This is a genomic window from Epilithonimonas xixisoli (assembly GCF_004365655.1).
GTDB lineage: Bacteria > Bacteroidota > Bacteroidia > Flavobacteriales > Weeksellaceae > Epilithonimonas > Epilithonimonas xixisoli.
Window position 1 is genome coordinate 52,735 of the sequence record NZ_SOEO01000002.1, and the last position, 24,730, is coordinate 77,464.

Below are 24,730 nucleotides of genomic sequence, written 5' to 3' on the forward strand. Positions count from 1 at the left end.
TATCTTGAAAATGAGATTTCTTTCAATAGGCTTCAAAAAACACTTACTGATATGCCAAGCTACGACGAGGATGAAAACAATTCTAATGATGAATTCAATTTCGAAGAGATGACAGCTGAGCAAGTCAATGAAAAACTTTCAAAACTATTCTAACCAATGGCTGAAATTAACGGAGGATCACTAAAATATACTGCTGAACTTGATGTTTCTGGCCTAAAGAAAGCTGCGCAGGAAGGAAATGTATCTCTTTCAAAGCTTTCTGATACCGCAACAAAAACAGGGGAAAGTATTGATGATGCCTTTGGTGCTACAAAAGAAAATATTAAGATCCAGAAAGAGGTAATTCTAGATCTTGAAAATCAATATAAAGAACTTCAAAAAACAATTGACAAAATCGCACCTGGTCAAGCTAAACTCAATCTTATGGGTGATGCAGCCGGAATCGCGAAAGAAATCGAAGTTGAGAAAAAAGCTTTGATTGAACTTGAGACCTTTGTCAAATCCAACCAAGAAACACACGAATCTCTTCGCCAAAAACTAACTGCAGTCAAAAGTGAGATGCAGGAATTGGCAGTTGCCGGAAAAAGAGATTCGATTCAATACGATGAACTTTCCAAAAAAGCTGAGGACTATCAAAAGGCTATTGATGAAGTAAATGGCACAATGAAAGCTTTGGGAGGAAATACCGGTTTGAATGCTTTAGTTCAGACTTTAGGTCTTGCTTCCGGAGCAATGGCTACATTTCAGGGACTTTCTGCAATGAGCGCAGGGGAAAACGAAAGACTTGACCAGATTATGGTCAAATTGCAATCTACAATGTCGATCGCAATCGGTATTCAACAAATTCAAAATTCTCTGCAAAAAGAATCCGGTGTTATCCAATCTGTTATGGCTTTACAGGCTATGGCGAGAGCGAGAGCAGAAAAATTAGCCACCACAAATACAATCGCATCAACTGTCGCCCAAAGGGTTTTTAATGCTGTCGCAAAAGCAAATCCTTATGTTTTGTTAGCGACAGCATTGATTACGGTAGTTGGCGCATTGGTCTTATTCTCAAAAAGAACAAAAGATGCTCGTGAAAATGAATCAGCATTAGCAAAAGCAACCGCAGAAGGTGCAGCAGAATCTGTTTCCAGTTATAAAAAATTACAATACCAATGGAATGCATTGGGGAATGATCTGAAAAAGAAAGAACAGTTCATTAAAGACAATAAAGATGAATTTAAAAAATTAGGAACTGAAGTTGAGAATGTTGCTGATGCTGAGAATGTCTTAATTAAAAATACAGAATCTTTCCTAAATGCTTTGATGCTTCGTGCTAGAGCAGCCGCAGAGATGCAAATCGCTCAGGAAAACTATAAGAAATATCTTGAAAATAAAGATCAAGTTGATTCTAATGAAGAAAAATATAAGGGTCAGACTTTCGGAGGAATAAACAGGGCGGTAGATAATTTCGGACGTGATTATCTTGGTATTGGAGGTGTTTCCAAAGACACAAATAACTCCTATCTCACAACAGCCAATCAAAAGATTAAAGATCACGTAAAAACCACAGAAAAAGCAGCGCAAGAATTAGAAAAGGCTAAAATAAAAATAGCAGGATCTCCACCCGCAAAAGGTTCGGAGGAATGGTATAAATCTGAAATTGCTCGTTTGGAAGAATTGAAGAGTAAAGCAATTGTTGGGTCTAAAGAATGGAATTCCTATAAAAAACAAATCGAGAATTATCAAGATCTAATCAATCCAAAAAAAGCAAAGAAAACAAAAAAAGAAAAAGTTGATGAATTTTTTCCACCAGGTTCTGTTGGAGAAATACAAAAACGAATTGCAGAAATTGACAATGCACTTTCTAAAGCTACCGGAGATAAACAAATTGCCGAGTTAAAAAATAAAAGAATTGCCATCGCAAAAGAGTTGGCAGAAGCTGAGAAGAAAATCCAGATTCTTTCTATCCAAGAACAACTTGATGAAAGTAATAAGCTCTGGTCAGAATACTACTCTACTGTTGAATCTCTCGGGAAAAATGTTGCTGACAATATTTATGGTGATTTGTTGAAAGAAGGAAAGTCTCAATTTGACCAACTTGTAAAATTGCATCAGGAACTTTCTGAAAAATCTGCGAAAGGAACTCTTACATCAGAAGAAAAAGAAGTATATGTTCAGGCAACTCAGGCGATCGATGCTATGTTGGGGAGGCAATCAGCTTTGGAAAAATTCAACTCTGATATTCAGTTTTCTCTTTCAAAAATGACAACTGCAACTGAACGCCTTAAATTCTTACAAGATCAACTGGCAGGATTGAATGAAGATGACAAATCCAATGGAAAATATGCTTCATTGGAAGAGCTTAAAAGAAATGAAATTGATGACCAGAAACGTCAGTATCAAGATTTATTACTACAACATCAGTCTTTTGAAGACAAGCGAAATGAAATCGCAAAGCAAGCGTCGGAGCAAAGAATCCAAATTCTTAATGATGAGAATCTAACACCTGAACGAAAAGCAGACCTTACTAATAAGATTACAAAAGAACAAAACAATGCTACTTCTGCTGCTGCATTAGAAGAATTGCAAAACTCAGATGTTTGGCAAACGCTTAATGAGAATCTTGATGTCCTTACAGCTACACAGATAGAAAACCTACTTCGAATCCTTGATGAAAAAGCTCCGGAATTGGCGGCTAAAATGACACCAATGGATTTTGAGAAAGTAAAGCAAAATCTGAGATCTGCAAGACAGCAATTGCTCAACCTTAACCCATTTACAGGAATGTTGAGTTTGGCGAGAAAAAATCTTGAGGAATTTTCGGGTGAATTGGGGAAAACTGGTGAGGAATCTTCTTCTTGGGAAAATACAGCACAACGAGTAAGTAATGTTGCAGGAAAAATAAAACTTGCCACAAAAGCTTTAGAACCTTTTCAAGATATTCTTGGAGAAACTGGCTCGGAAGTACTCTCTACAATTTCCACAGTTGCTACTGGTGCGATTGTAATGGTGGAGCAAATTGGTGTTGTAGTCAAAGCAACTTCTGAAGGAATTAAAAAAGCTGAAATGGGATCAGTCATATTAGCTATCCTTCAAATAGTAATGATGGCTGTTAAAATGATTATCAGCTTATTCAGTTTGTTTTCTGGTGATAAGAAAAAGGAAAAAGCTATCAAAGCTTGGGCAAATGAAGTTGAAAATCTAAAAAACAAATATGATGAACTTACCCGAGCGATAGAAGGTTCTGCGCAGGAAGGAACAATTGAAGCACAGCGAAAATTGATTGATAATCTCCGAGAACAGCAAAGGCTTTTGAAGCAGATGAAAAGTGCAGAAGCTGACAAAAAGAAAGCTGACGCAGGGAAAATAAACGACTTAAATGGTCAAATTCAAGACGTTAACAATAAGATTGAAGATTTAGTAAATGATTTCAAAGATTCTGTAATAACAACTGATTTGAGATCACTTTCTGAGGATATTGCGTCTTCATTGGTTGAAGCATTCGGGAAAGGAGAAGATGCAGCAGCGGCTTTTGAAAAAACGGTTGATGACGTTATGCGAAATGCTGTGATGAATGCTTTAAGGATTAAAATTCTACAACCTGCTATTGAAGAAATGATTGATAAACTCTACTCTTCTATGGGATATGGAAACTCGCAATCATCGCAAACGCAATCTCAGATCACAGATTTAGAAAAAGAATTAGCACAAGTTCAAAAAGATTTGCAAAATGGGCCATCATATGCGAATGGTTCATTACGAGCTAAAGAAATGCTGTTGAAGAAAGAGCTGGAAAGATTGAAACAGCTTTTACAAAATCAATCTACCGGCGGAAGTTTCGATGGACTTACAGATGCTGAACGAGAGGAAATCAAAGCAATGGGTCAAGGTGCAATGGAGCAATATATGGCAGCGCTTCAACAATATGAAGACCTTTTTGGTTCGGCTTCCACTAATGCAAGTAGTTTATCTGGTGCAATCAAAGGAATCACAGAGGAAACGGCTTCAATTTTAGCAGGACAGATGAACGCTATCAGAATTATGCAGGGAGAAGCTTTGAATGTTAATCGTGAATCTCAGAATGTACTTAGAAATCAATTATTACAACTTACTCAGATTGAGATCAACACAAGGTATTTGAAAGGAATTTATATGGTTTTGAATAGCCAAAAAACACTTGATTTAAGATCATCAGGATTAGTATAAAAATTATGAGAATAGGCAAAGAGATAACGCTGGAATTGCGCAAGGCAAAGATTGAAATATGTGAAGAATTTTATCAAAATATGATGACTTTCTCAAATTATGCTCAATTGGCAACAATGTATTTCAAAGGTTCGGATTGGTCTATGGAGAATGATTTTCCAAGATTAGAGCTGTTGAGAAAACATAAAGTCGGTCTGCTTTCAGTTGGGATGGTAACTGATGTCAAAGAAACTTATAATAATATTCGCTATCTGGCGGTTTTCGGAGATTCAGAAGTTAATATCAACTACTCGGGATATTCAGTTGCTCAAGTTATCATTAGGCACAATTCCAAAGTTAAAATAATTGTAAAAGATGAATCTAAAATTCAGATCAATATTTTGGATAACGCCGAAATAGAAATTGATTGTCAAGACAATGCAGTAGTATCTGTTTATGATTACGGAAAAAACACAAAAATAAAAACCAGCGGAAATATAAAAATAACACCATCAAAATGGCAGAAGTAATTTATTCTTTAAACGGTAAATATTTCAAGGACTACGATATTTTCATCAGTTCCAGCGATGGGCTGTTTGATGGTTTGAAGCCTAAAAAACAGAATACCTACGATTGGGCGGAATATTCGGGAACAGCTTCGGATATTACCCAGAAGAAAAGATTTGAACCTCGAAAATTCACACTTGTAGGATTTGTAAAAGGAAGCGATTGGAAAAAGATGATGGACAATTTCTGGACAGTTTTTGGCGATTTGAATAAACCTGGAAGACAAAGATTGCTTATCAAACCATTTGACGTTGAAACACTCGTTTATGATGTGACAAATGAGGAAACAATCGACGTTAAGAAGACATTCAAAAATGGTGAATGCTATGCGATTTTTACTGTGAAACTCGTGGAGCAAAAACCAATAAAAAAGATTCTTTACATTGATAAAGCAAATCTACAACTGTCCTTCAACACACCTAAATGGGTAGAAGTAAATATTGATGGAAATATTGGGATTTATAAAAATTCTGTTGTCATTAATCAGAATATTCCAAATAGAATTTTAAGTCCTTATGACAATGGCGGACGTAATTTGGCAAAAAATAGTAAGGATTTATTGGATCAGAATAGTTATTGGGTTCGTGATTTTGATTTGAGTGAAAACTTAGTTGTGGGGAAGGAATATACGGTAACAGTTAATACTAATACTGTATCGCAAAACCCTAATGCATATTTTGAGATTGGTGATAGCTCTGGAAGAATTACGTATCTGAATAAAATATCATCAACAAGATTTGAGATAACATTTACAGCGCCAAGGTCAACAAACAAAATTATTCTCTTTAGAGAACCAAACGACAATTCTTTCTACCAATTCCTATCACTTAAAATAGAGAAGGGGAATAAATCTACCGGATGGACTCCTGCGCCTGAAGATCAGCATTTTATTGTCATAGCTGGTGAGATTGATGAGATTACAAATTTAACCACAAACGCAGAAGTATTATGGGAGAAATTGTAATCAATAGAGGAAGTCAAAAAATTGATTTATTGAGTTTGATTCCGTTTGTGACGGTGACAAACGCAAATCATATTCAAGAGATATTATCTGCAGATAGAATAGAAATCACGATTGAAACTGTCAATCCAATGCTTTTCTATTTAGGAGATTACATTATTCAAGCGGGAAGAAAGTTCACGCTTAATCAAGATCCTAAAATGCAGAAACTTAATGAGACACATTATATCTACAATCTAAATTTTGAAGGCGTACAGTATGATCTTTTGCGAAAAAAATATTTCAATTACGATTCAGAAGGTTTCTACACAACTGGGGATTTCCCATTAACAGGTGAAATAGATGTTTTTCTTGTGACCTTGCTTAACAATGCAGAGCGTGATGAAATAGAATACGACTGGATTCTTGGCGAAGTTCCTCAAGATACAGATACAAAAACGATCACTTTTGACAATGCCAATTGTTTGTCTGCGCTTCAAACAGTTTGTGAGGAATTTGAGCAAGAATTTGAGATCATTCAGGATATAGTCGAAAAAACGAACACTCTTAACATTAAAAAGATTGGTACAACATTGCCATATTCCTTTGAGTACGGGATGGGTAATGGCTTATATGGTCTTTCCCGTGAAAAAGTATCAGAAGGACAAGTAATAACAAGATTATATCCGTATGGATCAAATTCAAACATACCAACCGATTACAGAAACTTTTCCCCGAGATTAAAGCTTCCAGAATCATTTGGCTCTTACATTCAAGATAATGCTAAGGTAGATTTGTATGGACTTGTTGAGGAAATTAAAAATTACGATGATATAAAGCCAACATTCAAAGGAATTATTTCTTCCGTTGGTGCTTTTGATGCAAATAAAGGTACAATGCCTTTTGTTTGTGATAATATGGATTTCGATCTGAATGAAAAGAAAACAGATGGAGTTTCTACTAAATATCTAATTGCCGGAACTCCTGCAAAAATACACATAAACAAGGGCAATCTTGCGGGGTATTCTTTCGAACTTCATAAATATACACACGCAACAAAAACTTTTGAAATAAAGCAATTTGCAGACGAAAGAGATCAAAAATTCCCTGACACCGCAACTATTTTCACTTTTGCGCCTGGTGACGAATTTACATTGATTGATATTATAATGCCTGATATTTATATCGCTAATGCTGAAAATAAACTAAAGGAAAAAGCACTTGAAGATTATGAAAAACTTTCACAGAATAATGTTAAATATTCGCTTGATATTGATCCTTTGTTTTTTGCTTCCATTGACGGTGGTGTTGATGTTAAGCATCTTGGCATTGGGGATTTTGTTAATATTAAAGATACTGCACTTGGCATTAATAAAACGAGCCGAATAATTTCCTTAACTCGTGATTTGTTGAATTTTGATGGGTACAAATATTCGGTAGATATTTCTGATTCTTACGAAATATCTACCGTAACACAGATTCTTCAAGATATTCAGACAGTTTCTTCACAAGTTGAAACTGTAATTGTGAGAAATAAAGAAGCAATGCTTTCTGGCTATCGCAGAATGAAAGAATTGCAGGGATTAGTTTTCGATACTGATGGTTATTTTGATCCAATTAATATCAAACCAAATTCCATCGAGACAAATATGTTGACTGTGGGTGCTAAGTCTCAACAGTTAACACTTGAAAGTGTAATTTTCACGGCTAACAAAAACAATAATCCGAATTTAGTTAATATTTCTAATGGAAAATTAGTTCATTTTTCAATTGATGAAACTGGTATTCGCGAGTGGTTTTTATTGGGAATAGAACAGACTTTATTGTCAAATGCACCGCATTATATTTATGCGAGAGTACCGAGAGGAAACAATACTGGAACGTTTTTAATTACAACAGAACAGCGAAAATTTGATTCTGAAGCTAATTTCTACAATTTTTTAGTAGCTGTTTTATTTGCTCCACAAAATGGAATTCGCCTTACTGAATTGATGTATGGATCTACATTTATTCACGGACGTACAATTACAACTGGAAGAATTCAATCAGTTGATGGTTTGACGTGGTTTGATCTTGATACAGGACAAATTAAAGGCAAAATTGAATTTCTTCCAGATTCACCAGCTTACGATCAGATCAATAATTCTATCATTATTGGTGGGCGAAATCTTGTTAAAAAATCAAATCAATTCATTGATTCAAGTGCTTATTTAGTGAAAGAATATGATTTGGGCGAGGATTTTGTCACGGCTCAAAAATATACGATAACAATTGAAACCCGATCTGAAAATCAAAATCCAGCATCTTATTTTGGATTATGGGATTCGACTGGTAGTATTTTAGTGGGCAACATCACTAAAATCTCGACTAATAAATATCAACAAACTTTCACTTTTCCAACTGGAATAGCGAATAAGAAAAAGATCAAAATTTATCACTTGCCAAATGATTCTACATTTTATCAGATTGAGAGGATAAAACTTGAAAAAGGTACAAAATCAACTGATTGGACGCCGGCGCCTGAAGATGTTCAGGAAGCAATAACGAATGCAGAAAATTCAGCAAACACAGCTAATGCTTTATTGTCGGATATTTCTAATGATAACAAACTTACTGCACAGGAAAAACAAGCGTTAAAGAAGGAGTACGATATAATCCTTGCAGAAAAACCACAGTTACAGGCACAAGCTACAACTTACGGAGTGAGTGTGACTAATTATGTAAATGCTTATAATAACCTTGTGGTTTACACGAATCCACTACTTGTCAATCTGAGTATTACATCCGATATAGTAGGAACTGTATTAAGATCAACTTACTCTACATATTACACCGCGAAAGTAAATCTTTTGAAAGCGGTAACAGATATGGTAAATGATGATCTGTCTGAGATTGGGGATATGGTAAACGAAGCTCAACAAACAGCAGATTCAGCCTTGAGCCAATTGACAGATATTGCGAGTGATAGCAAATTAACGGCTTCGGAAAAACAGACAACATTAAATGAATGGAATAGAATCAAATCTGAATACTTGCAAAACAATGCACTTGCATCAAGTCTTTCTATTTCTGTCACAAATTATCAAAACGCCTATAATGGACTAAATAGCTATATCACACCATTATTAAGTAATCTTACAACGACATCAGCAATTGATGGAGCTATTTTCCGAGCAACATTCAAAGGATACTACGATCAAAACATTGCGATTACAACAGCTATCGCTAATAAGCAAATTGAAAATATTCGGGTGGGAGGTAAAAATATTGTGCGCTTCTCAAAGGAATTTATCGATTCAAATGCTTACTTGGTGAAGACTTTCGATTTATCAGAAGATTTTATTATTGGACAGGAATATATAGTTACAGTGAAAAACAAAGTTATTCCTTCAAATCCATCAGCTTCATTTGGACTGTGGGATTCTAGTGGAAATATTCTTATCACCGAGATGTTGCAAATTGATTCTGTGACTTTTCAAAGAAAATTCACTTTCAATCAATCAATCGCGAACAAACGAAAGATAAATCTTTACCGTATTCCAAATGATTCTACATTTTATCAGTTTGAATGGATAAAAATAGAAAAAGGAAACAAAGCAACAGATTGGACGCCGGCACCAGAGGATGTTGATGTAGCTATTTCAAATGCAAACACAAATTCTGCAAATGCTTTGGCTCAAGCACAAAATGCAATTAATACAGCAAATACAGCATCGCAGATGACTAATTTTATGCAAACTACCATTGATGGTAATGTAGTAGCCACGGGAACAATGCTTGTAGGCTCTGCTAATGGAGCAAATGGAGGAATTACAGGAGTAATAGACAATGGTATTGATTCGGTTTCTTTATGGTTTGGAACTAATTACGCTAATAGATATAACGCTCCGTTTAGAACGACCCAAAAAGGACATACATATTTATCTGGAATAGAAATCGAAAGCAAAAAACCAAACTCAAACGCTGGTGTAAAAATTAAAGATGGACTTATTACTATCACTAGAAATAGCGGAATTAAAGCATTTGAGTTTGGTGTAGTAAATGAAAAAGAGGTATTCAACATCTATAACTCAGACGGTTTAATGGTTGCATCAATCGGTGATCGTGGAATAGTTTTCAACGGTTATTTACCAGAGAGCTATGAGCAACAGGATTTTTACAGATTTCCAAATCAATCGCTGACAATAGCGCAGATGTTTGCTGACTCCAAAAGTAGAAGTCGAGTTTTGACAGAGAGTAATGGCATTTATAAACAAACTATAAATGCTCCAAACTTAAGTGCATATCTCTATTTTGCTGGTTACAATTTCGAAAGCGCTAATAATGATCAATACAATTTCAAATATTTTTCAACCCAAAACAAACTAGGTGCAAAAATTACTGATGGTTGGTATGGAGTTACTTATCGAAGGGATATTCCTCAGAGCGCAACGGTTGAATTTACAGTTGAAATATACTACATCGAAAACGGATTACCAACGCTTATGGAAGGCGCTACTTATACAGAAAATTGGTCTTGGTTTATAATACAATAAAATATAATAAAATGAATCTACAAATTATGAGCACTTCAATTACAGTGCAAGCACAAAAGGAAATAAGCGGAAATACGGCAGAATTCGCTTGGAATTATCAAGAAGGAAAGTTACCAACAGCTATCAATTTTAATTTAAAACGTGGCATAGTTGGATTGGAGGGATTTACTGGGAATCAAATGATGACTGGTGCTTATTATCCGGAATCAGGAAAATTTGATGTAAACAATAACAATTTCGTTGCTGGTGATCTGGATATTTATCAAGATTTACTTGAAACGTGCCAATTTATTATTGAGGACTTGAAGCCAAACGAACCAGAAATCTAATAACCAATGAAAACCAAACTAAACAAAATCTATCACCGATACTTCTCTGAAATAATGACGGGGATTCTCGCTTCTCTTCTGATTATTACAGGATTGTTGATTTTCGGGATTTGGAACAGTACAAATCAAAGAGAGAATATCAGGCAAACTACGCAGGGAAAGCTTGATATTATTAGAAACGAACAATCTGAAATGCGGACAGATTTGATGGTAAAATCTGACAGTATTGAAATTTCGCTTCGTGAAAAACTTGACAATATTAACAAAAAATAGCATCAAAAATAATGGCAGAGAAACAAGACTTGACCACGCCAAAAAACTTTTTTTCGTGGGTTCTATACGGTTTATCGGGTACGATTGCAACCGTTTCCTCCATTGCCTATTTTGATATGAGATCACAGCGAAATGAAGCCGTTGACCGTGTTAATATGATGACGGACAGGATTTGGGAAAAAGATTATAAAATCCAAGAACTGAAAAAAGAAAATGAAAATAAGGACGAGATTATCAAGTATGCTGACAGCACTTTGCGAGATAATACACTTCCAGAAGCTAAACAAATTCTAAATTCAAAAAAATGAGAAAAAATGTAATCATTGCGGTTTTGCTACTATTAGCGACCGTCTTAATACTAAATACAGTTTTCGGATGGTTCACGCTCTCCGAAGATGAACGATTGATGAAGGATTATGAAAATCCGAAAAACGATACCATAACGTTGGAAAAGCACATCACAAAAGACAGCACAATCTATGTAAAGTACACCCCTAATATGGGCGAACTTGTGCAAAATAATGTAACCAAGAAATACAATACTTATGTCTATGATACCCTTGCGCCAGCTTTGAAGATTGCGACCAATAAAATCAATGAGTTGCAACAAATCAAAGCATCTCTGGAAGGAACTGTTAAAAGTCAGAAATCGGAAATAGACAAGGAAAAAAATAGGTCAGTTTTTTATAAGGACAAATATTTCTCGGCGGTTAGCAAAACAGATACAGCGGGTAATTCAACTTTAGACTATAAATACAACGCTCAAATTGATATTATTTCCGAACTTAAAAAGAAACATCTTCTTTCAAAAGAAGTACAGGAAGTTTCAATTACAAGTCCTGATAAAAATCTGAAAATAAACGGGGTGGAACATTTTAAGAAAAATATCAGTATTCCACCAAAGCGATTTGGGATAGGAATTCAGGCTGGATATTATTTGATTCCTGAAAGTGGGAAAATAGTTCCTGCGGTTGGTGTCGGAGCAAGTTACAACCTATTAAATTTTTAATAAATGGAATCGTTACAAAAACATCCTTTGACAAGTAAATACAAATCTACTTTCATCAAAGTTGGATTGGTTTCATCTTTAGGTTTAGCTCATTTTTTCGGGCAGGCTTCGCACGAATCTAATTTGCTTCCAAAAGTTGAAAATCTCAATTACAAAGCAGATGCTTTGATAGAGGGATTTGGCAGGCATAGAATATCTATTGCCGATGCAAGAAAATACGGTAGAACCGCAACTCAAAAAGCCAATCAAGAAGCAATTGCCAATATCATATATGGTGGCGCTTGGGGTAAAACCAATCTCGGAAATACGCAATTTGGGGATGGTTGGAAATATCGTGGTCGTGGAATTTTCCAAATAACTGGACGAGCAAATTATGAAGCTCTTACAAAATGGGCAAAATCGAAAGGATTCAATGTTGATTATGTAGCAAATCCAGATGCACTATTGAACGAAGCAGACAGCATCATCGGTGCTTTGTGGTATTGGAGCGTGAGAGGAATTCAGAAATATGCTGAGCAAGATAATCTATTGGCAGTTTCAAAAATTATTAATCTTGGATCGGTTGGAGCGAAAGGTGCTCCCAAAGGACTTGCAGATAGGGTAGCACAAACTAATAAATTCAGAAAGATATTCAAATGAGTTGTAATAAAAAAAACATAACAAGATTAATCCAAGACGGTTATCGCTCTCCAATATTAAAATTCAATTCTGATATTTCAGTAGATACTTTCACGCTGAATATTTATCAGGAGTTTGGAAGGGTTCTTATGATGGGTAAAGATGGAATTTTCGCGCCTGATGGCTCCATTTATTTTTCTGAATTCGAATTGCCAACATCAGAATATTATTACGAGATAATTCGAATTCATAATGGTAAGCCAAAACTCATTCTTAGCGGAGAATATAATGTTACAAAAAAAGCAAGCGAGTGCAGTTGTGAATCTTCTGACGTTGTAAATTTTACGATTAAAGATGGTGATGAAGTTTTTAATTTCGCTTATTCCGAAACTGTGATTATTGGCGGTGATGGTGGTTTTATGACCGATTTGCAAATCAAAACAGCTTACGAAAGAAACTCCAACACCAACGCTTACACCGATGATGAGAAAGCGAAATTGGCAGGACTTGAGAATTATGACGATTCTCAAATTCTCGGGGAACTTGCGGAGAAAGTAGATAAGATTGACGGCTTTGGGTTGTCGGAAACTAATTTTTCACAAGCCGAAAAAGACAAACTTGCAGGAATTAAAAGTAATCTTTTCAAGGGTAAATTCCCGAGTGTTTCCGCGTTAAATCTCATCATTGGAGAGAGTGGCGCTTATGCTTATGTAGGAATAGAGGGCGAAAACGACAAATCATACATTTGGGATGACGATGATAATATCTGGGTTCAAAATTCATCAGAAGGAACTGCGGAAACGCCATCGAGCGTAAAATCAAAATATGAAAGCAATCCCGACACAAACGCCTTTACTGATGCGCTGAAAATCAAACTTGAAAATCTTTTCAATTACAATGATACATTGCTTTGGAATGCTGTAACGAATAAAGTTGATAAAGAATCTGGGAAAGGACTTTCTGCCAATGATTTCACAAACACTTTGAAAACTAAGTTGGATGGAATTTCGGCAAATGCAAACAACTATACATTACCACAAGCAACGGCAACAACTTTAGGAGGTTTGAAAATCTGGTCGGGAACGCAAAACGCTTACGACGCAATTGCTACTAAGGATGCGACCGTATTTTATTTCATTGAAAAAGTTTAATTATGTTTTTGAACGGCAAACAATATCAAAGCTTTTGGCTCAATGGAAAGCAATACGACAAAGGATATTTGAACGGTAAACAAATTTTAGGGGAAACTTTGCATTCTCACACGGTTAGGATATTAGCACGAGCAACGGCAATAGGAGCAACACCACCGACTAATATTGCGCATTTCGATACTTACGTTCGCTCGATGGTTGCAATATGGACAGAATATTGTGATGTATTCTTTCGTTTTCGTGGTACAGGCGACACGAATTTCAAAAGAATAAATTTAGCAAATCCCGAAGGTGCGTTGGCTGACTTTTACGGCGGTTATACTTTGGATATTTCGGGATTTAAAGGAAATGGCGTTAACGCCTATGTTGACACAAATTTTAATCCATCGCTTTTGGTAAGTGGGCAGAAATATCAGTTGAATGATGCGAGCAGAGGTGCGATTGTTGCTCAATCAGATGGTGGGAGTTATGTTTCCGCATTAATAGATGGAGTTTTAGGAAGCCCATCTAATCAGATGGGAGGTTTTACTCAAGCAAATAGTAATAGGATTAATTCGGGAACATCAAATACATCTGGAAATACAGATTTCATAGGTATTGGATTAAAAGTTTTTAATAGAATTACGTCTTCACTTGTTGTTGCAATAAACAAGAGTTTATTTGCTGAATTTAGAAGCAATAGTTCTATTTTAATAAATCAAAAACAAATGATTTTACGTGCCAATAATTTTTATTCCCAATCGAAAATATCATCATATTTTATGGGAAAATCCATCCCTTTCGAAGTTTCACAACAAATCAGAACGGCAGAAAACGCCGATATGGCAAATCTCGGACTTCCACAGATAGCATAAAAAACACAAATGATGATCGTAGAATTTAAACCAAAATCATCAAAAATATTATGTTAGTAGCAAAAATAACGGCTGAAAAAGCCAGCGAGTTAGTCGGTCAAGAATACCAGTCAGGAGCAAAATTCTCACCTGTACAAGACAATCAGGGTAATTGGATAGTCTCACTTGTTGAAGCTCAGTATATGAGCATTTCCGATATTGAGGTCATAGAATTTGAGCCTTTGGAGATAGATGAAAGCGAGATATAGTCTCGCTTTTTTATTTTCCACTACCAAATTCCATCTGTGGTTTAGCTTCGCTACAAACCAAATGAGTGAAATAAGATTTCTTCTGTGTTTTGGGATCAGTAAAAATTTCGCTCTCCCAACGAATTTTTAAATCCCAGATTTCCCACTTACGTATTCCTTCTAAGTAAGCATTAAATTCACATTTTACCTCAAAATCTTGCTTCTTTGGATCTTTGACAAATTGAACCACGATGGTTTTTCCATCAACTTCCACGGACTCCTGAATTCTTGCTCGCAATTTCATTTTTCAAATTTGAATTTTATTGTAAGTATGTAGATAATGTAGGAAATGCAGATCAAAAAAAAACTTATTTTTTATCGTGTAAAAATAGGTTATTGGGTGTAATAATGGGTGTACAACTAAAAAACACCCTATTAATAGGGTGTTTTAGTAGCGAAGACGGGAATTGAACCCGTGACCTCAGGGTTATGAATCCTGCGCTCTAACCAACTGAGCTACCTCGCCATTTTTGTGGTGCAAATATAAGGATATTTTGCATTTCCACAAATTTTTAATTAACTTTTAAATACTCTAATACATCGCCCACATGATTTGGCTTGCTAAGGATCACATTATTAGCATCTAAGACAAAATAAGTAGGCGTAGCAACAATGTTATAAGTTTCTCCGTATGAGCTGTACCAGCCCTTTCCTTCCGAATCATTAATCCAAGGATAGAGATTGGCTTTGCTCTTAAACTCGTCTAGATTTGAGTCCAAAGACAATCCTACAATCTCTATATTCTGAGCTTTCAGTTTGTCATATTTCTCCAGTAACTTTGGCATTTCTGCTTCACAATGCGAACAAGTAGATGACCAGAAAACCACAATTTTCTTAGCTGCCTTCACGTCATATAAAGATTTTGACTTCGTATGAATTGGATTTACAAAAACCGAATTAGGAAACTTTGCTCCTATCTCTGTATTCTTATTAGACTGTATTGTAGATGCCAATCTATCGTTGATGGTACATTTCAGATTTTTCGCTTGGGTAAGATATTTATCCTTCAGCTTATCCATATTATAAGTACTGAAAATCTCGATCAATTCCGACATGATGGTCTGTCCTCTTGGCGTTTCCACGTTGACTGCTTCCAAAAGTTGATCTACACTGCCTTCAACATTGGATTTAGAAACATTTAGAAAATTCACAAGCGCTGGTTTTAGAATCGTAGAAGTTTCAAGATACTCGCCAGACTTGGAAAAGAAGTTTATAAAATCTTGACTTTTGATTTCTGCTACTTTTTCTTGCTGGGAAAATTTTTGATTCTTACTATAAAAACTAAGGAAAGGATACGTCTCGTAAGCTGATGTGTCATTCTTCGAAAGCAAATTGATCTCACTATCCAAAGACTTATAGAAACTGTCGCTCGTAGTGTAATAATCTTTGATTTGAATCAAAGCAGGAAGAATCAAATCCTGTTTTTTCTGAATATCTGCCTGATAGCTGAATAGCTTATTAACTTCATCATCAAAGATGACGTCTGATATTTTGTTCTTAGAATCGAGTTCAATTTTGAAGCTGATATCTTTGTTCTCCGAAACCATATTGACAGAGGAAGCCGATTTCTTAAAAAACGCCCTAAGCATTCCCTTGTATGCCTTATCTACTTTGAAGGTAGCCACATTATTAGAAAACTTGGCTTTGGATTGTAGAATCTCCTTAGAACCATTGAAACTATAAAGATAAATATCGGAATCTGATAAATAAGATGGAACAGCTACTTTCACATTAAACTGTCCGAATACGTTTACGGATAAGAAAAAACCGTAAGCTAGCAATGTTTTTTTCATAAGGTAAAAATAAAAAAAACTCACTAAAAAAGTGAGTTTTAATATTAAAATCTAAATTTTTCTATTCTAAGATTCTTTGTCTCTGTTTCAGCGTAACAAAAGTGATAATAACTGCTGCTACAAAAAATAGAATCAAAGTATAAGAATCTATCGGAGAAGCTGGATAGGCTCCAATATCTCCAGACTCGGGATTCTCCGGCGGAGGTGGCACAGACTGTGCGAAGCTGACTAAACTTATTAAAACTAACAAAAAGCTATAAGTTTTTTTTGATATAAAATTCATCATATTGTTGGTTGTGTGTTTAGTTAACTATTTTCTTTATAACCACTTCCCCATTTTCTGAAGTTGCTCTCACTAAGAAAATCCCTTTCGCTTGATAATCCATTGGAATAACATAATTAGCGCTAGTAGAAATCTGTGATTTTGTACTTAATAATTGTCCTGCAGCAGAATAAACTTCTACTTTTGCGTTTTTCCAATCTTTAGCAAATCTAACGACCCATTTTGCATCTTTTTTAGCGATGATTGTTTGAGATAGAGAAGTATTATCCGTTCCAAGAGTTCCACCTTCTGGCATCTCATAGTACAATCCTAAATTCTGGGATCCACTCATTGCAATAGACTCGCCATCTACTATCTTTACAAATTGTCCTTGTGCATTTTTGAAGTAGAAGCTGTTACCATTGGAAAGACCATCTGGCACTCTATCACCTTTTTCGTAAACTTCAAATTTTACAGTGTAAGGCTTTTCGTTATAATCGATGTAAAGCGGAATTTCTTTAGATTTGAAAGCAATTTCATTAGCTTCATTGATGTATAATTTTTCATTATAATTATAATCTAATCCGCCTTCAGACTTTTCTTCTTTCGTAAATATTTTTCTCTCGTCTGTATAAGCTTGAAGTGTAGCCTGTCTACTAAAACCAGTAATTGCCGATGGTGAAACTGCATAATAAGTTCTGTCTATCTCCAATCCATCTGTGTCATACATTACAACAGCAACTTGTTTTACAATCTTGTCGGCTGCAATTCCATCATTCTCCTGAGAAGCTCCTTTAGCAGCAGTTACGGAATAGTTAACTCCATCCTGACGAGAAGCTTCTTTAAATCTTCTTGTCTTAGTTAAATTAAGTGTTGCAGAAGTATTGTTGTTCAACTTTACCATAAATGCGCCCAAAGGCTTTATCATAGTAGATCTTGTATCTCCCGCCTGGAAATATCCATCAGAAGTTCTTAGGACAACTAATGTTCCAGGATAAGTAGATCCTTGCGTAATATTCCATTCTACGTTAGAAGATGTATAATATGCCACTCCCGCAAGATTTGAAATAAAATTCCCATCACTTGCATTGGTTCCTTCATTATCTCTCGCAATAAATCTCAAATCTACGTTTGTAAGAAAAGGATTGGCCAATTGATAAAGATTCAAACCATAATTAGCATCCCAGTTAGGTGTTTTTGGCAGGAAAGGATCGTGAATGTAGCTATAATATTTCTCACCAAAAATATTAGACCCATTACCATTTATTCCAAACCCTCCCGCATAAGCTCCAGATAATGTTATCTGTACATTGCTTGTTAAAACATCAGATGCTGGAGTTCCTTTGAAAATTTTCTTTTGTGTATCTGGAATCCAAAAATAAGTTTCGTTTGGATTTCTTCTTGGTAAACTATAGTAGGTCAACGGGCTTATGAATGTACTACTGGGATTTCCAGCTGCATCATATGCTGAACCTCCATATGCAATTTGATCGAAACGTGCTTTCCAATGATTCCACCAAAAAGCGGAATTCAGGCTAAAACGTCCTGTAGAATTATTCGTAAGGTTCGTTACGTTCAACTCTGGAAAAACGCCCACCAAATCTTGAATTTTATAATTAAAGAAAGGTAATCCAATCTGTTGTCTTCCCGTGATACCATTGTTATAATCAGAACGGTATTCTTTGTTCACGATTCCAGTAATATCTCCTTGAGGAATATCTTTGACATACAACTGCCCGTAACTGTTAGATCCGTTATAAATTAGATTGAAATTAGAATTAGTCCCAACAGTTACTTTACTAGCAAAGGCCGCATCTTTCACAATCATAATGTTACCAGAGTTATTGATAAGTCCGGTACCTGCAAGCTCCAGCCCGCCTCCATTGTAAACTAGAGTCTGCGGTTGTACTGTAACAGTAGCAGTATTTCCCACATACGTAAGTACAGTTTGGGAATTTGCAATGATATTGAACAGTATTAATTTAAGAGTAAATATTTTCTTAATCATCCTTTTGGTTTTGTGTGTTTATCCGGCAAAGATATTAATTTTTTAAATAACGGAAAATAATATATCAATAATTAAGAATTTAATAATATTGAGTCAATCTTCACTTCTTGATTATTTTCAATATTGAACATATAATCTTCTAAAACTTTTTCAGTCGTCCCTCTCAGTCCTCTTGCGCCAAGTCCTTTGTTCATCGTATCTTCCACGATTTCATATATAGCATTATCAGAAAATTCTAGGCTCACATTATCCATTTTGAACAACTCTACAAATTGATTGACGATGGAATTTTTCGGTTCCTTCATAATTCTCACAAGAGTTTCTTTGGTCAATTTTTCCAAATATGTAATAATCGGAAATCTCCCCAAAAGTTCTGGGATGAGACCAAAACTCTTCAAATCAATTGCATTAATTTGACTCAAGATGTAATCTTCATCATCTGTTTTTTCTAATTTATCTTTAGAAAATCCGATAGCTTGTTTATTAAGTCTTCTTTCAATAATCTCCGTCATGCCATCAAACGCACCTCCTGCTATGAAAAGGATATTTTGTGTATTAACTTGAATATATTTTTGATCCGGATGCTTACGACCTCCTTGTGGCGGTACATTTACAATACTACCTTCCAAAAGTTTCAACAATCCTTGCTGTACACCTTCTCCCGAAACATCACGGGTAATACTTGGATTGTCCGATTTTCTGGCGATTTTATCAATCTCATCTATGAAAACAATACCTCTTTCTGCCTTTTCCACATCATAATCTGCAACCATCAAAAGCCTGGACAAAATACTTTCCACATCTTCCCCAACATAACCAGCTTCCGTAAGAATCGTTGCATCTACGATACAGAAAGGAACATTCAATTGTTTTGCGATGGTTTTTGCCAGTAAGGTTTTCCCTGTACCGGTTTCACCAATCATGATAATGTTGGATTTCTCAATCTCTACTTCTCTGTTTTCGGTTTTAGCGTGTAGTAATCTTTTATAATGATTGTAAACTGCGATAGACAATTGTTTCTTCGCCTGATCCTGCCCAATGACATACTCATCCAAAAAAGCTTTGATTTGTCTTGGTTTTTTCAGCTCATCCAGAGATTCTGCCATAGCTGATTCTGGTGTATTGCTCACGCTGTCTTTTACGATAGAATGAGCTTGTTCTATACAATTTTCGCATATAAAGCCGTTTTGCCCAGAAATCAGGATTTGAACTTCATCCTTTTTTCTTCCACAAAACGAACATTGATTTGGATTCATAACTATTTAGAATTCTATTAATTAAAAAAAAGAAGTCAGAAACTTCTTTTATGCATTGATGATGGATTCCTGAATTTCTTTATATTCTTCCGGCGACAAAATCAGCCTGATATTTTTAAAATTCATTTCATCCACATTGTTTAAAGGTATCAAGTGGATATGAGCATGAGGCACTTCCAAACCAACTACAGCCACACCTACTCTTTTGCATTGAATTGCTTTTTTGATCTGTTTAGCAATGTCTTGTGTGAAAGCCCAAAGTTCTTTGTAATCTTCTGATTCCAAGTCAAAAATCAAATCGGTTTCTTTTTTTGGAACAACCAATGTATGTCCTTTTACCAAAGGCATGGCATCCAAAAAAGCGATGTGTTTATCGTCTTCTGCAATTTTGTAGCTTGGGATCTCTCCGCTGATGATTTTAGAAAAAATACTGCTCATAATTTTTAATATTGATCATAATTTTCAGCAACTATTAAACCAACATTTATTTGATTTTTATAATGAAATCTCCAAAACTTCAAAAGAAAGTTTGTTGCCATTTGGCAAGATGATATCAGCCGTTTCGCCCACTACTTTACCAAGAAGTCCTTTTGCGATAGGTGTATTTACAGAGATTTTTCCTGATTTGATATCACTCTCGTTGTCAGGAACCAAAGTGAATTTTTGTTCTCCTTTTGTTGCATTGTTTTTTAATCTAACTGTTGTAAGAATCGAAACTTTGCTAAGATCTAGCTGAGTCACATCTATGATTTTTGAAGTCGCTACAATGTCTTTCAGTTTAGAAATTCTCATTTCCAGCATGCCTTGCGCCTCTTTCGCCGCATCATACTCTGCGTTTTCTGACAAATCACCTTTATCTCTAGCTTCAGCAATCTGCTGAGTTACTTTTGGTCTTTCGATGGTTTCAAGTTGTTCCAGTTCAGACTTCATTTTGTCCAAACCTTCTTTGGTTACGTAGTTCATAACAATAAAATTTGTCGTTGGTATAAAAAAATAATCCGACCTTTGCCGGATACTATTTTGCCTCGAATTGAGTTTACAAATATATAATTTATTTTGAAATGAAAATTAAAAAAAACATATCCCTTTTTACCTTAATACTGACTTTCAGTTTCTTAACATTTAACAATTCTTGTAGTGAACGAAACGAAACGGTTAACTGTTTTCCAAACACGCTTGTCTCTGTAAACACAAATCTAAATTTACAACCGTACATAAATGATCTTCAACAAAAAGGCTGGACTTATATTGATGAACAACAAGCTGGAACCAGAGGATTGATTTTAGTTAAAAATCTGAATGGTCAAATCTTCGTTTTTGACAGAAATGCACCTCATATTTGCCCCGGTTCCGACACAACTTTAGAAGTTAACAATCAAAAAATAGTTTGTCCAAAAGATGGCGCAGAATGGATAATGTCTTCTGGTCAACCACTTAATGACCAAACCAAAGGTGTTTCACCAAAACGATATATGTTTGATTACAACCCATCAACAGGACAAATATCTGTCTATAATTAATTATGAAAATAGTTCTCCAACGCGTTTCCGAAGCCAATGTAAAAGTTGACAATCAAATTGTAGGCGCGATCGACAAAGGATTGATGTTGCTAATTGGCGTAGATGAATCCGACGAATTTTCAGATGCAGATTGGCTAGTTAAAAAAATAATTGATGTGCGGGTTTTCTCAGACAATGATGGAAAAATGAATCTTTCCGTCAAAGATATCAATGGCAAAATACTTTGCATCAGCCAGTTCACATTAATATCGGATTACAAAAAAGGAAACCGACCTTCTTACATCAAAGCGGCAAAACCAGAAAAAGCCATTCCGCTTTTCGAATATTTTAAAGATGAATTAAAAAAGTCGGGACTCAAAATAGAAAGTGGAATTTTCGGGGCAGATATGAAAGTTTCATTAATCAATGACGGACCAGTTACTTTGGTTTTCGACACCAAAACAAAATTATAAAGGAGCAACTATTTTGCTCCTTTTATTAATCTACTTCGTATTCTAATTTTATCGTAATGCTCGCTTCTTTTTCTTTCGAAGTCGTGTTGTAAGTTCCGCCGTAGGAATAATCTTCGTTGGAGTTCGGCGCTGTAATTTGAATCACGCCCATTGTTGCTTTTTTTAGATTTCCCAAACCGCTTCCTGCATTTTCAGCGATTTTTTCTGCGCGTTCTTTCGCATCTTTAGTCGCGTCGGCAATCATTTGTTGTTTGACCTCAGCTAGTTTTGTGTAAAAATATTGCGGAGAAGAAGATGTGAATTCAATTCCGCGGTTGATGATTTCCGTGATGTTTCTTGATATATTTTCGATTTTTGAAACTTCTTTGGATTTGATGGAAACACTTTGAGTCAAATTGTAACCTGCAAATTCACCTTGCTGATAATTTCCGCTCGCGTCTGTAAAACTTCTGAATTGCTTTTGGATATCAACAGCGGAAAAAATCATTTCGTTTTCTTTCACACCTTTGGATTTAAGGTAATCGGAAATCACTTTTCTGTCATTAGCCAAATCATCATAGGCAGTTTTCAATTCAAAATTATTCTTGGAAAAACTCCCAGACCAAGCGATAAAATCTGATGTGAAAGTTTTGGAACCAAGTCCTGTCACAGAAACTGTGTTTTCAGATTTGTTTCTATTTTTCACAGCATTACCGAGTAAAGCAAAGGCAATAATAAAACCTAAAGCAGCAATTCCCACTGCAATATAATTCTTCATAAAATTTTGTATATGAATTCTTTGTATCAAACTTGATACCAAATTTTAAGATTTTATTAACATATATTTTTTCAGACAAAACCCCTTCAGAGTTTCAAACTCTGAAGGGGTTGAATTGTGTTTTGACTTATAAGGCTGATGCTCTCGAAGCCCATCAACATTGTCAGTCTGTGGTTTTCGAAGACTCCTTCTCAAATTCCAAACTCACGCCTTTCATTTCGCCTGGCATTGGCGGAATGGTTTTCGTTAATTTTATTTTGATGAATGTAATCTGTGGAAACTGATTTTCGATTTTCGTAATGATTCTTCCAATCACGTGTTCCAAAAGCTGGGAACGAATTCCCATTTCCTGATGGACTATGTCGTTGATTTCTGCGTAATTGATGGTATCTTTAAGGTCATCAGATTGCAATGCTTTTTCCAAATCCGAATGGACTTCCAGATTCACAACGTAATGATTTCCAATAATGGCTTCTTCTGGTAAAACGCCGTGGTAAGCGTATATTTTTATGTCTTCGAGGATTATTTTTGATTTCATTTTTTAAAAATAGAAAAAAAATTTGAACGCAAAGTTCGCAAAGATTCTTTTATCAAAAAATGAAAACATTTTTAAGTTCGCAAAGGTACTTCGACAAGCTCTGCATAAACTTCAAACTTAGCAAAGGAATAGACTACAGGAAATCTTCTATCTATTTAAAAAACTTTCTTTCTTGCGAAGCTGCAATAGGGATAGTAGTGGAAATCCTTTTTTGTGGATTGGATGATGTTCAAACTTTTCGGAAAGCACCGTCCACAAAAAAGATTGCAACGGATAGCCCGACCCGAGCGGTGGCCCTTCGAGAGCCTCAGGATGACAAGCGTTGGCGAGGGGATTGCCCAAATCACTTCATAAAAAAACCTCATCAGTTAAGACAAGGTTTGTAATTTTTTATTTGATGCTTTTGGAAAGTTCCAGCATTTCTTCGATTGGTTTGAGTGCTTTCAGTCGCAACTCTTCTTCGATGATGATTTCTGGAAGTTCGTACTTCATACAGAGGTAAAGTTTTTCCAGCGTGTTGCGTTTCATATAAAAACACTCGGAGCAATTGCAACTTTCGTCGAAAACCAAAGCGGGAATCAACTCTTTGTGAGGTGCACGTTTTCTCATTTCGTGAAGAATTCCTTCTTCGGTCGCCACAATAAACTGCTGACAATCATCTTTTTCAACGTAATTCAACAAAGCTGAAGTTGAGCCAATGAAATGTGCCAATTCCAAAACAGCCTCTTCACTTTCCGGATGTGCAATCATTTTGGAACCTGGATGATCCGCCAATTGTTTAGCGATGCGCTCCATAGAAAATGCCTCGTGAACGATGCAACTGCCGTCCCAAAGAATCATATCTCGACCGGTTTTTTTGCTGAGATAACGTCCCAGATTTTTGTCCGGAGCAAAGATGATCGGTCGGTCTTTTGGCAAAGCCTCGATGATCTGTTCTGCGTTGGAACTCGTTACGATGATATCCGAAGCCGCCTTGGTTTCTGCGTTACAGTTGATGTAAGTCGCAATCAAGGCGTTTGGATGTTGCTCACGCATTTTGTTGAGACCTTCTGCGGAACAGCCATCTGCCAATGAACAACCTGCAAGCGTATCTGGCAAAACAACTTTTTTGGTTGGATTAAGGATTTTCGCTGCTTCTGCCATAAAGTGAACGCCACAAAATGCGATCATATCGGCATCGGTTTCCTTGGCTTGTCTCGCCAATTGTAAAGAATCTCCAAGAAAATCCGCAATATCCTGAATAGGTCCCGGCTGATAATAATGCGCCAGAATCACGGCATTTTTTTCTTTTTTAAGGTCAAGAATGGCTTGCACCAAAGCGTCTCCGGTTGGGATCGCGAATTCTTTAAGATCAAGAAAGCCTTTGACAGGCATATTATTTATTGCGGTGTTTAATGTATTGTCCATTATG

The 24,730-nt window shown here is 35.7% G+C and carries 25 protein-coding genes and 1 tRNA gene; 15 read left to right on the forward strand and 11 right to left on the reverse strand.

The features are described from left to right. The first annotated feature begins 156 nt into the window (after nt 1-156). From B0I22_RS07410 to B0I22_RS07465, 12 genes are read left to right on the forward strand one after another with little or no spacing between them, the layout of a single operon-like run. Nucleotides 157-4,191, forward strand: coding sequence for a hypothetical protein (locus B0I22_RS07410; protein WP_133944041.1), 4,035 nt, complete (start codon nt 157-159; stop codon nt 4,189-4,191). Nucleotides 4,192-4,196: 5 nt separating this feature from the next. Further along, nucleotides 4,197-4,700: a hypothetical protein gene (locus B0I22_RS07415; protein ID WP_133944042.1), complete on the forward strand. Its 504-nt coding sequence runs from the start codon at nt 4,197-4,199 to the stop codon at nt 4,698-4,700. Next, nucleotides 4,688-5,701 (forward strand): hypothetical protein, encoded by a 1,014-nt coding sequence (locus tag B0I22_RS07420; RefSeq protein ID WP_133944043.1) that lies wholly within the window; start codon nt 4,688-4,690, stop codon nt 5,699-5,701. Before B0I22_RS07415 ends, B0I22_RS07420 begins: the two co-directional genes overlap by 13 nt. After that, nucleotides 5,686-10,212, forward strand: a complete 4,527-nt coding sequence (locus tag B0I22_RS07425) for a coiled-coil domain-containing protein (protein WP_133944044.1) — start codon at nt 5,686-5,688, stop codon at nt 10,210-10,212. Before B0I22_RS07420 ends, B0I22_RS07425 begins: the two co-directional genes overlap by 16 nt. An 11-nt stretch (nt 10,213-10,223) precedes the next feature. Next, entirely contained in the window at nt 10,224-10,541 is a 318-nt protein-coding gene (locus tag B0I22_RS07430) for a hypothetical protein (protein ID WP_133944045.1), read from the forward strand. Nucleotides 10,542-10,547: 6 nt separating this feature from the next. After that, the gene (locus B0I22_RS07435; protein WP_133944046.1) at nt 10,548-10,814 is read left to right on the forward strand and encodes a hypothetical protein; all 267 of its coding nucleotides are present in this window, start codon (nt 10,548-10,550) and stop codon (nt 10,812-10,814) included. Between the two features lie 11 nt (nt 10,815-10,825). After that, nucleotides 10,826-11,122 carry a hypothetical protein gene (locus tag B0I22_RS07440; RefSeq protein ID WP_133944047.1) on the forward strand — a complete coding sequence of 99 codons (297 nt, stop codon included), beginning with the start codon at nt 10,826-10,828 and terminating at the stop codon, nt 11,120-11,122. Further along, nucleotides 11,119-11,823, forward strand: coding sequence for a hypothetical protein (locus tag B0I22_RS07445; protein WP_133944048.1), 705 nt, complete (start codon nt 11,119-11,121; stop codon nt 11,821-11,823). Before B0I22_RS07440 ends, B0I22_RS07445 begins: the two co-directional genes overlap by 4 nt. Before the next feature lie 3 nt (nt 11,824-11,826). Next, entirely contained in the window at nt 11,827-12,462 is a 636-nt protein-coding gene (locus tag B0I22_RS07450) for a glycoside hydrolase family 19 protein (RefSeq protein ID WP_133944049.1), read from the forward strand. After that, on the forward strand, nt 12,459-13,592 hold the full coding sequence (locus B0I22_RS16340) for a head fiber protein (protein WP_246022165.1): 1,134 nt from the start codon (nt 12,459-12,461) through the stop codon (nt 13,590-13,592). The genes B0I22_RS07450 and B0I22_RS16340 overlap by 4 nt, the downstream gene beginning before the upstream one ends. A gap of 2 nt (nt 13,593-13,594) precedes the next feature. Next, entirely contained in the window at nt 13,595-14,446 is an 852-nt protein-coding gene (locus tag B0I22_RS07460; RefSeq protein ID WP_133944050.1) for a hypothetical protein, read from the forward strand. Nucleotides 14,447-14,496: 50 nt separating this feature from the next. Continuing rightward, a complete protein-coding gene (locus B0I22_RS07465; protein ID WP_133944051.1) occupies nt 14,497-14,694 on the forward strand; it encodes a hypothetical protein in 198 nt (65 codons plus the stop codon). Between the two features lie 10 nt (nt 14,695-14,704). On the opposite strand, the gene B0I22_RS07470 is transcribed toward B0I22_RS07465, so the two are convergent. The 8 genes from B0I22_RS07470 to greA all read right to left on the reverse strand — a co-directional run bounded on the left by B0I22_RS07470 (nt 14,705) and on the right by greA (nt 21,015). Then, a complete protein-coding gene (locus B0I22_RS07470; protein WP_133944052.1) occupies nt 14,705-14,977 on the reverse strand; it encodes a hypothetical protein in 273 nt (90 codons plus the stop codon). Nucleotides 14,978-15,125: 148 nt separating this feature from the next. Then, nucleotides 15,126-15,199, reverse strand: a tRNA-Met gene (locus B0I22_RS07475). A 46-nt stretch (nt 15,200-15,245) separates the two neighbouring features. Beyond that, nucleotides 15,246-16,526, reverse strand: coding sequence for a peroxiredoxin family protein (locus B0I22_RS07480; RefSeq protein WP_133944053.1), 1,281 nt, complete (start codon nt 16,524-16,526; stop codon nt 15,246-15,248). A gap of 61 nt (nt 16,527-16,587) precedes the next feature. Then, nucleotides 16,588-16,776, reverse strand: coding sequence for a hypothetical protein (locus B0I22_RS07485; protein ID WP_133944054.1), 189 nt, complete (start codon nt 16,774-16,776; stop codon nt 16,588-16,590). Between the two features lie 52 nt (nt 16,777-16,828). Next, nucleotides 16,829-18,796: a T9SS type A sorting domain-containing protein gene (locus tag B0I22_RS07490; RefSeq protein ID WP_133944055.1), complete on the reverse strand. Its 1,968-nt coding sequence runs from the start codon at nt 18,794-18,796 to the stop codon at nt 16,829-16,831. A gap of 71 nt (nt 18,797-18,867) precedes the next feature. Continuing rightward, nucleotides 18,868-20,052 (reverse strand): ATP-dependent Clp protease ATP-binding subunit ClpX, encoded by a 1,185-nt coding sequence (clpX, locus tag B0I22_RS07495; protein WP_133944056.1) that lies wholly within the window; start codon nt 20,050-20,052, stop codon nt 18,868-18,870. Between the two features lie 48 nt (nt 20,053-20,100). After that, nucleotides 20,101-20,490, reverse strand: coding sequence for an HIT family protein (locus B0I22_RS07500; RefSeq protein WP_133944057.1), 390 nt, complete (start codon nt 20,488-20,490; stop codon nt 20,101-20,103). A 57-nt stretch (nt 20,491-20,547) separates the two neighbouring features. Then, nucleotides 20,548-21,015: a transcription elongation factor GreA gene (gene greA / locus B0I22_RS07505; protein WP_133944058.1), complete on the reverse strand. Its 468-nt coding sequence runs from the start codon at nt 21,013-21,015 to the stop codon at nt 20,548-20,550. A gap of 98 nt (nt 21,016-21,113) precedes the next feature. Between greA and B0I22_RS07510 the strand changes: the two genes are divergently transcribed. Together B0I22_RS07510 and dtd are read left to right on the forward strand one after the other, a co-directional pair. Next, entirely contained in the window at nt 21,114-21,572 is a 459-nt protein-coding gene (locus B0I22_RS07510) for a Rieske (2Fe-2S) protein (RefSeq protein ID WP_133944059.1), read from the forward strand. A gap of 2 nt (nt 21,573-21,574) precedes the next feature. Continuing rightward, nucleotides 21,575-22,024, forward strand: coding sequence for a D-aminoacyl-tRNA deacylase (gene dtd / locus B0I22_RS07515; RefSeq protein ID WP_133944060.1), 450 nt, complete (start codon nt 21,575-21,577; stop codon nt 22,022-22,024). A gap of 25 nt (nt 22,025-22,049) precedes the next feature. Here the strand turns inward: dtd and B0I22_RS07520 are convergent, their stop codons facing one another. Beyond that, nucleotides 22,050-22,781, reverse strand: a complete 732-nt coding sequence (locus tag B0I22_RS07520) for an SIMPL domain-containing protein (protein WP_133944061.1) — start codon at nt 22,779-22,781, stop codon at nt 22,050-22,052. Nucleotides 22,782-22,944: 163 nt separating this feature from the next. Then, entirely contained in the window at nt 22,945-23,319 is a 375-nt protein-coding gene (gene folB, locus B0I22_RS07525; protein WP_133944062.1) for a dihydroneopterin aldolase, read from the reverse strand. 197 nt (nt 23,320-23,516) lie between these two features. Between folB and B0I22_RS16125 the strand changes: the two genes are divergently transcribed. Continuing rightward, on the forward strand, nt 23,517-23,705 hold the full coding sequence (locus B0I22_RS16125) for a hypothetical protein (protein ID WP_166668199.1): 189 nt from the start codon (nt 23,517-23,519) through the stop codon (nt 23,703-23,705). 4 nt (nt 23,706-23,709) lie between these two features. Here the strand turns inward: B0I22_RS16125 and nadA are convergent, their stop codons facing one another. After that, nucleotides 23,710-24,726 carry a quinolinate synthase NadA gene (gene nadA / locus B0I22_RS07535; protein WP_185145340.1) on the reverse strand — a complete coding sequence of 339 codons (1,017 nt, stop codon included), beginning with the start codon at nt 24,724-24,726 and terminating at the stop codon, nt 23,710-23,712. Nucleotides 24,727-24,730 lie beyond the last annotated feature (4 nt).

Excerpts from the sequence above, each read along its gene's own strand:
- B0I22_RS07445 (WP_133944048.1), top strand. The coding sequence starts at position 11,119 with ATGAGAAAAAATGTAATCATTGCGGTTTTGCTACTATTAGCGACCGTC.
- folB (WP_133944062.1), bottom strand. The coding sequence starts at position 23,319 with ATGAAATCAAAAATAATCCTCGAAGACATAAAAATATACGCTTACCAC.
- dtd (WP_133944060.1), top strand. The coding sequence starts at position 21,575 with ATGAAAATAGTTCTCCAACGCGTTTCCGAAGCCAATGTAAAAGTTGAC.
- nadA (WP_185145340.1), bottom strand. The coding sequence starts at position 24,726 with ATGGACAATACATTAAACACCGCAATAAATAATATGCCTGTCAAAGGC.
- B0I22_RS07480 (WP_133944053.1), bottom strand. The coding sequence starts at position 16,526 with ATGAAAAAAACATTGCTAGCTTACGGTTTTTTCTTATCCGTAAACGTA.
- B0I22_RS07465 (WP_133944051.1), top strand. The coding sequence starts at position 14,497 with ATGTTAGTAGCAAAAATAACGGCTGAAAAAGCCAGCGAGTTAGTCGGT.
- B0I22_RS07430 (WP_133944045.1), top strand. The coding sequence starts at position 10,224 with ATGAATCTACAAATTATGAGCACTTCAATTACAGTGCAAGCACAAAAG.
- B0I22_RS07450 (WP_133944049.1), top strand. The coding sequence starts at position 11,827 with ATGGAATCGTTACAAAAACATCCTTTGACAAGTAAATACAAATCTACT.
- B0I22_RS07435 (WP_133944046.1), top strand. The coding sequence starts at position 10,548 with ATGAAAACCAAACTAAACAAAATCTATCACCGATACTTCTCTGAAATA.
- B0I22_RS16340 (WP_246022165.1), top strand. The coding sequence starts at position 12,459 with ATGAGTTGTAATAAAAAAAACATAACAAGATTAATCCAAGACGGTTAT.
- clpX (WP_133944056.1), bottom strand. The coding sequence starts at position 20,052 with ATGAATCCAAATCAATGTTCGTTTTGTGGAAGAAAAAAGGATGAAGTT.
- greA (WP_133944058.1), bottom strand. The coding sequence starts at position 21,015 with ATGAACTACGTAACCAAAGAAGGTTTGGACAAAATGAAGTCTGAACTG.
- B0I22_RS07520 (WP_133944061.1), bottom strand. The coding sequence starts at position 22,781 with ATGAAGAATTATATTGCAGTGGGAATTGCTGCTTTAGGTTTTATTATT.
- B0I22_RS07410 (WP_133944041.1), top strand. The coding sequence starts at position 157 with ATGGCTGAAATTAACGGAGGATCACTAAAATATACTGCTGAACTTGAT.
- B0I22_RS07460 (WP_133944050.1), top strand. The coding sequence starts at position 13,595 with ATGTTTTTGAACGGCAAACAATATCAAAGCTTTTGGCTCAATGGAAAG.
- B0I22_RS07425 (WP_133944044.1), top strand. The coding sequence starts at position 5,686 with ATGGGAGAAATTGTAATCAATAGAGGAAGTCAAAAAATTGATTTATTG.
- B0I22_RS07500 (WP_133944057.1), bottom strand. The coding sequence starts at position 20,490 with ATGAGCAGTATTTTTTCTAAAATCATCAGCGGAGAGATCCCAAGCTAC.
- B0I22_RS07490 (WP_133944055.1), bottom strand. The coding sequence starts at position 18,796 with ATGATTAAGAAAATATTTACTCTTAAATTAATACTGTTCAATATCATT.
- B0I22_RS07440 (WP_133944047.1), top strand. The coding sequence starts at position 10,826 with ATGGCAGAGAAACAAGACTTGACCACGCCAAAAAACTTTTTTTCGTGG.
- B0I22_RS07420 (WP_133944043.1), top strand. The coding sequence starts at position 4,688 with ATGGCAGAAGTAATTTATTCTTTAAACGGTAAATATTTCAAGGACTAC.
- B0I22_RS07510 (WP_133944059.1), top strand. The coding sequence starts at position 21,114 with ATGAAAATTAAAAAAAACATATCCCTTTTTACCTTAATACTGACTTTC.
- B0I22_RS07415 (WP_133944042.1), top strand. The coding sequence starts at position 4,197 with ATGAGAATAGGCAAAGAGATAACGCTGGAATTGCGCAAGGCAAAGATT.
- B0I22_RS07470 (WP_133944052.1), bottom strand. The coding sequence starts at position 14,977 with ATGAAATTGCGAGCAAGAATTCAGGAGTCCGTGGAAGTTGATGGAAAA.